The 890-nt window shown below is 70.3% G+C and carries 1 protein-coding gene; it reads right to left on the reverse strand.

The window, feature by feature from the left end:
• Positions 1 to 839: transposase (locus IEZ19_RS50020; protein WP_189317988.1), on the reverse strand; the 839-nt coding region annotated here is incomplete at its 3' end.
• Between the last annotated feature and the right edge of the window lie 51 nt (positions 840 to 890).

Consider the following 890-nt stretch of genomic DNA (forward strand, 5'->3'; position numbering starts at 1 on the left):
TAAGGGCTGGACAGCCTCAGCCTGCCCGGCGGGAGGTCCTTGCCCTCCCGCCAGCGCACCCCCTTCTCGTCGCGGTGGTACTGCTGCACCCACGCGGTGCGCAGGACTTGCACCACCTCGATCTCGCGCAGCCAGGTGGGCGAGTTGGCTGCATAGACGGCCTCAAGCAGCGCAAACCCGTCCTGGCCCACGGCCAGCGCCCACTTCTGCCGAGCGTCGACCCCCTTGGGGAAGCGGAAGGAGTCGATGCGCTTGCCATAACGTTCGAACCACTCCGGCGCCGCGACCTGCCGCAGCCAGCCGGGGGCCGCGACGGCCAGTGCCTCCAGCGCGGCACGCAAGGTCTCGCCGACGAACTCCATCCGGTTCAACGTCCGCACCTGGGCCAGCACGTGTGTGGAGTCGGTGCGCTGCCGGCCGCCCGCGCTGAGCAGCCCGAGCTCGCCCACCCGTTCCAGCAGCCGGTCAAGGACCAGCTCCTCCAGGCCGTGCGCGATCAGCCGGTCCCTGAACTCCGACAACACCGAGAAGTCGAACCCGGGATCGTCCAACTCCAGACCGAGTGCGTACTTGACGTCGATCCGGCCTCGTACCGCGTCGGCGGCCTGCCGGTCCGTCAGGCCCTCGGCGAACTGCAGCACACTGACCATCGCCAGTTGCCCCGGCGACCATGCCGGCCCACCCCGCTGCGGAAACGCCCGGGCGAACTGCTCGTCCTCGAACAACGGCCCGAGCTCGTCCCGGATCCGCATGGCCATACAGCCCTTGCGGAACGCGGCCCGCGCCACCCGCGCGGTGGCCTCCGGGACGGACGGAGCGGGCACAGGGTGCAGCGACATCGCAGCCCCTCCTTGCCTCCCCGCACGATGGAACCGAACCCCACCAGACTG

It is taken from the genome of Streptomyces brasiliensis (assembly GCF_014647875.1).
Lineage (GTDB): Bacteria > Actinomycetota > Actinomycetes > Streptomycetales > Streptomycetaceae > Streptomyces > Streptomyces brasiliensis.